Origin of the sequence: uncultured Methylobacterium sp. (assembly GCF_964251405.1) — a bacterium.
Classification (GTDB): Bacteria; Pseudomonadota; Alphaproteobacteria; order Rhizobiales; family Beijerinckiaceae; genus Methylobacterium.
Genome location: NZ_CAXUJR010000039.1, coordinates 1 through 8,219 on the forward strand (window position 1 = coordinate 1; position 8,219 = coordinate 8,219).

An 8,219-nucleotide genomic window follows, 5' to 3' on the forward strand; every position below is an offset into this window, starting at 1 on the left:
GGAAATTATGCCCACCTGCTGCGGCGATTTCGAGGGCGCGCTTGGCGCCCTCCTGGCCCTTGATGTCGCGAAGGTCGGGAAGCGGGCCGGTCGCTGCCGCCACCGCCGGTTCGGGCCGCGCCATGACCTGGCTGCCCTTGAAGTGGTTGGCGAGTTGGATCAGCGAGCGCGGCGCGAGGACGTCCATGTCGCCACCCGCCCATGCCGCTTCCGGCCCGGTCGCCGCTGGGCAGATCAGGCCGAGTCCGCGCGCGCTCGCCGCCATGGCGGCGGGGAGCACACCGGCCACGGCGGTGATGCTGCCGTCGAGCGCCAGCTCGCCGAGCACGCAGTAGCCAGCGAGCGCATCCACCGGCAAGGCGCCGATCGCCCCCATGACCGCGAGCGCGATGGGCAGGTCGTAATGTGAACCCTCCTTGGGCAGATCGGCCGGCGCCAGGTTCACGGTGATGCGCTTGGCCGGCAGCGCCAGCCCCGAGGCGATCAGCGCCGAGCGCACCCGCTCGCGCGATTCCGCCACCGCCTTGTCGGCCAGCCCCACCACCATGAAGGCGACGGCGCCATTGGCGATCTGGACCTGCACGTCGACGGCACGCGCCTCGATTCCCTCGAAGGCGACGGTGGCGACGCGCGTGACCATGCTTGCAACCTCTGCCCTCTCTACAAGCCTATGATGCAGCTTGGCCGGAGACAACTGCGGCGTGCGTCCGCGGGCGCTTTGGCGGTGGAACCGGGTCTGCTCGCGAATCGTTCGACCGGCGTCGCCAAGACAATGTCACGACCGACGACGTCACGACCCAGGAGTTCCTCATGTCGATCAAGACCACCGGCCTCGCCGCCCTCGCCGTCGCCTTCGCGATGACCGGCGCCGCCCTCGCCGACCGTGCCCCGACCCCGGACGAGCTCACCAAGATCGAGGCGGTCCTCAAGGCGGAAGGCTTCACCAAGTGGAAGAAGATCGAGGTCGAGGACGACGAGGTCGAAGTGGACGACGCGATCGACGCCGCCGGCAAGCAGTTCGACCTCGACCTCGACCCGAAGACCTTCGCCATCACCAAGCGCAAGGCCGAATAGGGCGCCCGCGTCGGTCACGCTTGCGTTCGCCAAGCGCCGCCGTCATATACGGCGCGGGAGGTTGGCGAGGGACGTTTCACTCGCCAACCGGGTCAGGTCCGGAAGGAAGCAGCCCTAACGAGACCGAGCGGGTCTTCGTCCAGCCTCCCACCTCGATTCCGCCCCGAGCAGGCTTGGCCCACAGGGTCGCGGCCGACCGGGGCCGCGCACTGACAATAAGGCGGCATGGACGCGACCTCCGGCATTCCGAGCGACGCGCCGGGCCTTCCGGGTTTTCCGCTCCCTTCAGCCCAGCCAACGCCTTATCGGGTGCTGGCGCGCAAGTACCGGCCCAAGGATTTCGACGACCTGATCGGTCAGTCCGCCATGGTGCGGACCCTGGCGAATGCGTTCGCAGCCAATCGTATCCCTCAGGCCTGGATGCTCACCGGCGTACGCGGCGTCGGCAAGACCACGACCGCCCGTATCCTGGCCCGCGGGCTCAACTACGTCCGTGACGGTCACACCGACACCGGTCCCACCATCGCGATGCCCGAGCTTGGGCGCCACTGCCAGGCGATCATGGAATCCCGGCACATGGACGTGCTGGAGATGGATGCCGCCTCCCATACCGGCGTCGACGACATCCGGGCCATCATCGACGGCATTCGATATTCGCCTGTCTCCGCGCGATACAAGATCTACATCATCGACGAAGTCCACATGCTGTCGACGAACGCCTTCAACGCGTTCCTGAAGACGCTGGAGGAGCCCCCGCCGCACGCGAAGTTCGTGTTCGCCACCACCGAGATCCGCAAGGTTCCGGTGACGATCCTGTCGCGCTGCCAGCGCTTCGACCTGCGCCGGGTCGAGGCCGACACCCTCATCGCCCACCTGGCGAAGATCTGCGCGGCCGAAGGGGTTGAGGCCGAGGCCGAGGCCTTGGCCGCGATCACGCGCGCGGCGGAGGGTTCCGTCCGCGACGCACTCTCGCTCCTCGACCAGGCCATCGCGCACGGGGCCGGCCTCGTGAGCACGGCGAACGTGCGCGACATGCTCGGTCTCGCCGACCGCGGCCGCATCGTCGACCTGTTCGAAGCGGCGATGCGCGGCGACATCCCGGCCTGTTTCGCAGAACTGCGCTCGCAGTACGGATCCGGCGCCGATCCGGCCGTGGTGATGTCGGACCTCGCGAGCTTCACCCACCTCGTCACGCGACTGAAACTGGTGCCGGAGGCGGCCGCTGCCGACCCGACGCTCAGCGAGGCCGAGCGGATGCGTGGCGGCGCCTTCGCCCAGAAGCTCTCGATCCGCGTGCTGTCGCGAACCTGGCAGATCCTGCTGAAGGCGATCCCCGAGGTGCAGGCCGCGACGAGGCCCCTGGCGGCGGCCGAGATGGCGCTGGTGCGTCTCGCCTACGCGGCCGATCTCCCCACCCCCGACGAGGCCCTGCGCATCCTCAAGGCCGAGGCGCTCGACGCGCCGGCAGGTCAGCGCCCGTCGCCACCCGAGAGCACCCAGATCGCACCGCCATTGGCCCGGCAACCGCTCGCGCTCGCCGCAAATCATGGGACGCGGTCTGCGCTCGCCGCCCTCACCCCGATGGCCGAGACCCAGTCTCCCCGAGCCGTCTCGATGGCGGCGTCTCCCCAGGCCGTCCCCGCCGAAGGGCTGCGTCTGACCCGGTTCGAGGACGTGGTGGCGCTCGCCGAGGCGCGGCGCGACATCGGTCTCAAGACGGCGCTCGAGCGGTCGGTGCATGTCGTCCGGTTCGAGGAAGGGCATATCGAGTTCCGCCTCGCCGAGGGTGGTCGCCCGAGCATCGCCAACGACCTCGCCCGTGCCCTCGACTCCTGGACCGGTCGGCGCTGGATCGTCGCGCTCTCTAAGGAGACCGGAGCGGAAACGATCGAGGCGCGTGCGCGCACGGCTCTCGAGACACGCCACCAGGACGCCGCCGCCCATCCCTTGGTGCGCGAAGTCCTCTCCCGCTTTCCCGGGGCTCAGATCGTCGATGTCCGCGACAAGGCTGCGCCCCTGGCGGCTCCCGCCACCGGCGACGCCGAGATCGAGGGCGACGAACCGTAGCGGCCGGCGCCCGCCGGCCCTACATGCCGGCGAGCGCGGGTGCGTCGCCCGCATCCGTGACCACGGCAATCGGGATCGTCAGACCATGCGCGACCTCATGGGAATCATGAAGCAGGCTCAGGCCATGCAGGAGAAGATGGCGTCGCTCCAGGAGGAACTCGACCACGTCGAGGTCTCCGGGGCGTCGGGCGGCGGCGTGGTGCGGGTGACCATGACGGCCAAAGGCGCTTTGAAGGGCGTGACCCTCGACCCCGATCTGATGAAGCCGGATGAGCGCGAGATCCTGGAAGACCTCATCGTCGCCGCGGTCAACGATGCCCGTGCGAAGGCCGAGGCGACCATGCAGGAGCGCATGCAGGAATTGACGAAGGGCCTGCCGATCCCACCCGGCATGAATCTGTTCTAAGGCGATTCATCGAAGCCGGTTCGGGTTCATCGGCAACTCCGATGATCGGAGCCCTGGGGCGCAGACCCCCTCCCCCGGCACCCAGGGAGGGGGCGACACCGAAGAGCCGGGGTCGACAGTGCCGGTCCCTCGATTCAGGCCGCGATCACCCGCACCGGCTCGGCGGCGCGGATCTCGGCGTCCACATGCGCCTCGAAGCGCTTGAAGTTCTCCCGGAACATCCCGACGAGCCTAGTCGCCGTCTCGGCGAAGGCGGCCTTGTTGTTCCAGGTGTCTACCGGCGAGAGGACGTGCTGCTCGACGCCGGACACGGCCGTCGGCACCGCGAAGCCGAAATAGGGATCGCGGCGGAACTCGCCTTTCGCCAGGGATCCGTCGAGGGCCGCGGAAAGCAGCCGACGCGTGACGCGGATCGGCATGCGCCGGCCGGTGCCGACGCCTCCCCCAGTCCAGCCGGTATTGACGAGCCAGCAATCGACTTCGTGATGGGCGATGAGGTTGCGCAGAAGGTTGCCGTAAGTGCTCGGATGGCGCGGCATGAACGGTGCGCCGAAGCAGGTCGAGAACGTCGCCTCGGGGGCGGTCAGGCCGCGCTCGGTGCCGGCCACCTTAGCGGTGTAGCCCGAGAGGAAATGATACATCGCCTCCGCACCGGTCAGCTTGGCGATCGGCGGCATCACGCCGAAAGCGTCGCAGGTTAGCATCACGATGTTCTTCGGGTGCCCGGCCCGGCCGCTGGAACTCGCATTGGCGATGAAGTCGAGAGGGTAGGCGCAGCGGGTGTTCTCGGTGAGCGAAGCATCGTCGAAATCGGGCACCCGCGTCTCGGGATCGATCACGACGTTCTCCATCACGGTGCCGAACCGCTCGGTGGTGGCATAGATCTCGGGCTCGGCGTTGCGCGAGAGCCGGATGGTCTTGGCGTAGCAGCCGCCCTCGAAGTTGAAGATGCCCTCCCGGCTCCAACCGTGTTCGTCGTCGCCGAGCAGCTGCCGCGAGGAATCGTTGGAGAGCGTTGTCTTGCCCGTGCCCGACAGGCCGAAGAACAGGGCCGAGTCGCCCGACTGATCGAGGGCCGCGTTGGCGGAGCAGTGCATCGGCATCACCCCGGCGCCGGGGAGCACGTAGTTCAGGTAGGTGAAGACCGACTTCTTCATCTCGCCCGCATAGGCGCTCCCACCGATGAGCACGATCTTGCGGGAGAAATCCATGGCGATCACCGTCTTCGAGCGGCAGCCGTGGCGGTGCGGCTGAGCCTCGAAGCTCGGCAGGTCGATGATCGTGAGGTCCGGCACGTAGCGTTCGAGCGCGTCGCGCTCCGGCCGGATCAGCAGGTTGCGGATGAACAGCGAATGCCAGGCGAGCTCGGTGAAGACCCGCGCCCGGACCCGGTGGTCGGGATCGGCCCCGCCATAGAGGTCCTGGGCGAACAATTCGCGCCCCTCGGCATGGGCGAGGAAGTCTGACAGGAGCGTGTCGAACTGCTCGGGCGTGATCGCACCGTTGTTCTCCCACCAGATCTCGCTCTCTGTGGTGGCGTCCCGCACCACGAACTTGTCCTTCGGCGATCGCCCGGTATGGCTTCCGGTCGTGGCGACGAGGGCGCCGCCGCGGGCGAGCCTGGCCTCGCCGCGGGCGAGGGACTCCTCGTAAAGGCGCGGAGCCCCGAGGTTCCAGTGGACGGCCTTGAGCTTGCGAAGGCCGATGGCCTCGGCGCCGTGACCCGCATTGAACTCACCGATATTCGTCACGCTCGTATCTCCCAGGGCACCTGATCGCACCGCAGCGTTTGACGGGAGCCGTCAGGACTCCCGTTTGATCCGATCAGGCGTCCGTGCGGTCGTTCAGGTCCGCCGCGCGCAGGTTCACCGCCTATCGGAGTCTCGATCATGAATAGACGGGGAAGATCTTCCGTCAACTGGACTTCCGTCCGACAGATAAACGTCCATTGTCGATTGTCACGCAATGGCCTTGCCATTGCTCCCATGTCCGAATGTTGAACCAGACACATCGCCGAGGAAGCGCAAGGAGGGCGAGGCGCCCCTGCGGGCGCCAAGCTCAATCGGCCGAGGCAAGCAACCTTCCTGGTTGCCGCCGAACTGCGAACTCTCGGCGTCCCTTGGTTCGATCTATGCCCTGCGAAAGGCCAAGCTTTCGGACGCATACCTCGCGCCGTAAAAATGCGCTTCGGAAGCAGCACTAACATCCGATACCGGCATACTGTAATCTTCAACAAGCGTATCTCGAGTTGTAAATACTCGCGATCGAATCAATCGTTTCATCAGATTTCGTTTACGATGTTGTGTCTACCCTGTTCGCATCAAAGAGAGATGCCGGATCGTTGGGCCAAGCGATGAAACAGGACGCAAATGTAAGACATTCTGTTGTCGTCGTCGATGATGACCCTGTCTACAGAAGTTTTGTGTCGCTTCTTTTGACAAAAAAAGCAGGAATTGACGTCCTAGAAGCGTCGTGCGAAGACGATTTGGTAGAAATAATCAATCAGAACTCCGTCGACTGCATATTGCTGGACTATAATCTCGGAACGGATAACGGGTTTTCAGTCAAAGAGCGCTTGAGCAGCCGTTTTCCTGTGCTGCCGCCGATCGTCATGCTGACCGGCGACGGTCGTGAGAGGACGGTGATCCGGGCTCTGCGCCTCGGGATCGACGACTACGTGTCGAAGCGCGACCTCAAGGTCGAAGATCTTCTCTCGGCGATCAATCACGCGGTGGCGAAAGGGCGAAAAGACCAACTGGCGCGCGCCGAGTACCAGCGCCTCGTCCACGCTTCGGGTCTCGACCCGGTCACGCGGTTGCCTGGACGAACCCAGCTCGACGACCGGCTCGCGCACCTCGCCGCGCTACCGCCGAGGTCGCGCGCTGGCTACGCAATCGCCCTCATCCAGATGAACGAGCTGGAGGACATCAATACCTCGCTCGGGCTGAAGGTCGGGGATCAGGCACTTCGGGCCTTCGGCGAACGACTTCAGCAGCTCACGCGAGCCAGCGATGTCTGCGGACGCTTCGCGGGCCGGACCTTCCTCGTCATCATCGATGCGAGATCGAGCCCCGACGTCCTCGACGGCGTCTGTCGACGCTTCGCCGACGGGCTCACGTACCGCTTGGACATCGATGCCGTCGGCGTCGACCTGTCGCCGCGGATCGGCGGCGTGCTGTGCAGCCACGTCGCACCGCATGGCGTGCTGATCGCCGCGGACCTGATTCGGGCTGCGCAGCACGCCTTGGACGTCGCGCGGGTCGAAGGCGTTCCGTTTCATGTCCTCGGATCACCAGGCGGAGGAATGCCGGAGCCGGCGGCACCCGAGGCGCCGAACACCGTGATCGAGCAATCCGAACCCGACACTCCGTCGCGCCCAGCCGCCGACCAATTGCGAACGTCCGACCGAAGGGCGAATCCGCGTCACCGGGTCCTCAAACGCGGCCGGATCCTGCTCGGTACCAATTCGGTGATTGATTGCGCCGTGAGGAACCTATCGGACAGCGGCGCAGGCTTGAGGATCGACGCCATCTTTCCGATGCCGCGCGAATTCGATCTCGTGATCGGTGAATCCGGGGCCAAGCGACGCGTGCGCATTCAATGGCAGGTCGGCAACGACCTGGGCGTCGTCTTCATCGCCTGACCCGGCGCCTCGAGCGCCCGGTAGGACACCATGCGGTCTCACCGAAGGAGGTCCGAACTGCTATCGTGGCGATCCGCGAGGCGGGCGCGACAGCGATCGTTCCCGCTCTCGGTCGGGTGCCCTTGAGAAGGACGAGACGAACTCCGCATGCCCCAAGCCGTTGCCGGCCCCGAGATCGAACGCCTGATCCAGCTTCTCGCCAGGATGCCAGGCCTCGGCCCACGCTCGGCCAGGCGGGCCGCTCTCAGCCTGATCAAGAAGCGCGACACACTGCTGGCGCCGCTGGCCGAGGCGATGCGGATCGCGGTCGAGCGCATCGTCGTGTGCAGCGAATGCGGCAACGTCGACACCACCGAACCCTGCACGATCTGCGCGGACGCCAAGCGCGATCCTTCGATGCTCGTCGTCGTGGAGGACGTCTCGGACCTGTGGGCGCTGGAGCGGTCCGGGGCGGTGAGCGCGCGCTATCACGTACTCGGCGGCGTGCTCTCGGCGCTCGACGGCGTGCGGCCCGAGCATCTCAACCTCGAACGTCTGGTGGAACGGGCGAGTGATCCGGCCATGACGGAGATCATCCTGGCCTTGAACGCCACCGTCGACGGCCAGACCACCGCCCATTACGTCACCGAGTCGCTGAGCCACCTCGGCCTGACGATCACCCGCCTCGCCCACGGTGTGCCGGTCGGCGGCGAGCTCGACTATCTCGACGAGGGCACGCTCTCCGCCGCGATCCGCAGCCGCACCGCATTCTGATCCGACGGGTCAGCAAGCATAGAAGCTGCGCAAGTTGGTCTCGATCAGGTCGCGCAGGAGGCCCATTACGTCGCGCTCATCCCCGGTATAGTCGCGTTCCCGGGTGTCCATCACGCAGATCGTTCCGAACAGGGACCCGTCAGGCCAGCGGATCGGATAGCCGAGATAACTGCGCAACCCGTGAAGCCGCAGGCTCGGGTTGTCGGCGAGGTCCGGGTCCCTGGCGGCATCGCTCACGGCGAGCGGCTCCCGCCGTGCGAGCACACGCTCGCAATA

At 66.4% G+C, this 8,219-nt stretch carries 8 protein-coding genes and 1 other RNA gene; 6 read left to right on the forward strand and 3 right to left on the reverse strand.

The features are described from left to right. Positions 1-640: magnesium chelatase domain-containing protein (locus tag ACFE7U_RS09325; RefSeq protein ID WP_375409445.1), on the reverse strand; the 640-nt coding region annotated here is incomplete at its 3' end. A 170-nt stretch (positions 641-810) separates the two neighbouring features. Here ACFE7U_RS09325 and ACFE7U_RS09330 point away from each other — a divergent pair. From ACFE7U_RS09330 to ACFE7U_RS09345, 4 genes are all read left to right on the forward strand, one after another. After that, positions 811-1,074, forward strand: a complete 264-nt coding sequence (locus ACFE7U_RS09330) for a PepSY domain-containing protein (protein WP_375409446.1) — start codon at positions 811-813, stop codon at positions 1,072-1,074. 54 nt (positions 1,075-1,128) lie between these two features. Then, positions 1,129-1,227, forward strand: an RNA gene (ffs, locus tag ACFE7U_RS09335) — signal recognition particle sRNA small type. 72 nt (positions 1,228-1,299) lie between these two features. After that, positions 1,300-3,141, forward strand: a complete 1,842-nt coding sequence (locus ACFE7U_RS09340; RefSeq protein ID WP_375409447.1) for a DNA polymerase III subunit gamma/tau — start codon at positions 1,300-1,302, stop codon at positions 3,139-3,141. 85 nt (positions 3,142-3,226) lie between these two features. Beyond that, the gene (locus ACFE7U_RS09345; protein ID WP_375409448.1) at positions 3,227-3,547 is read left to right on the forward strand and encodes a YbaB/EbfC family nucleoid-associated protein; all 321 of its coding nucleotides are present in this window, start codon (positions 3,227-3,229) and stop codon (positions 3,545-3,547) included. 134 nt (positions 3,548-3,681) lie between these two features. Here the strand turns inward: ACFE7U_RS09345 and ACFE7U_RS09350 are convergent, their stop codons facing one another. Then, positions 3,682-5,298 carry a phosphoenolpyruvate carboxykinase gene (locus ACFE7U_RS09350; protein ID WP_375409449.1) on the reverse strand — a complete coding sequence of 539 codons (1,617 nt, stop codon included), beginning with the start codon at positions 5,296-5,298 and terminating at the stop codon, positions 3,682-3,684. 602 nt (positions 5,299-5,900) lie between these two features. Between ACFE7U_RS09350 and ACFE7U_RS09355 the strand changes: the two genes are divergently transcribed. Both ACFE7U_RS09355 and recR read left to right on the forward strand, forming a co-directional pair. Beyond that, positions 5,901-7,190, forward strand: a complete 1,290-nt coding sequence (locus ACFE7U_RS09355) for a response regulator (RefSeq protein WP_375409450.1) — start codon at positions 5,901-5,903, stop codon at positions 7,188-7,190. A 147-nt stretch (positions 7,191-7,337) separates the two neighbouring features. Then, the gene (gene recR, locus ACFE7U_RS09360; protein WP_375409451.1) at positions 7,338-7,943 is read left to right on the forward strand and encodes a recombination mediator RecR; all 606 of its coding nucleotides are present in this window, start codon (positions 7,338-7,340) and stop codon (positions 7,941-7,943) included. A 9-nt stretch (positions 7,944-7,952) separates the two neighbouring features. On the opposite strand, the gene ACFE7U_RS09365 is transcribed toward recR, so the two are convergent. Next, the coding region (locus ACFE7U_RS09365; RefSeq protein ID WP_375409452.1) for a GAF domain-containing protein at positions 7,953-8,219 on the reverse strand (267 nt) is incomplete at its 5' end.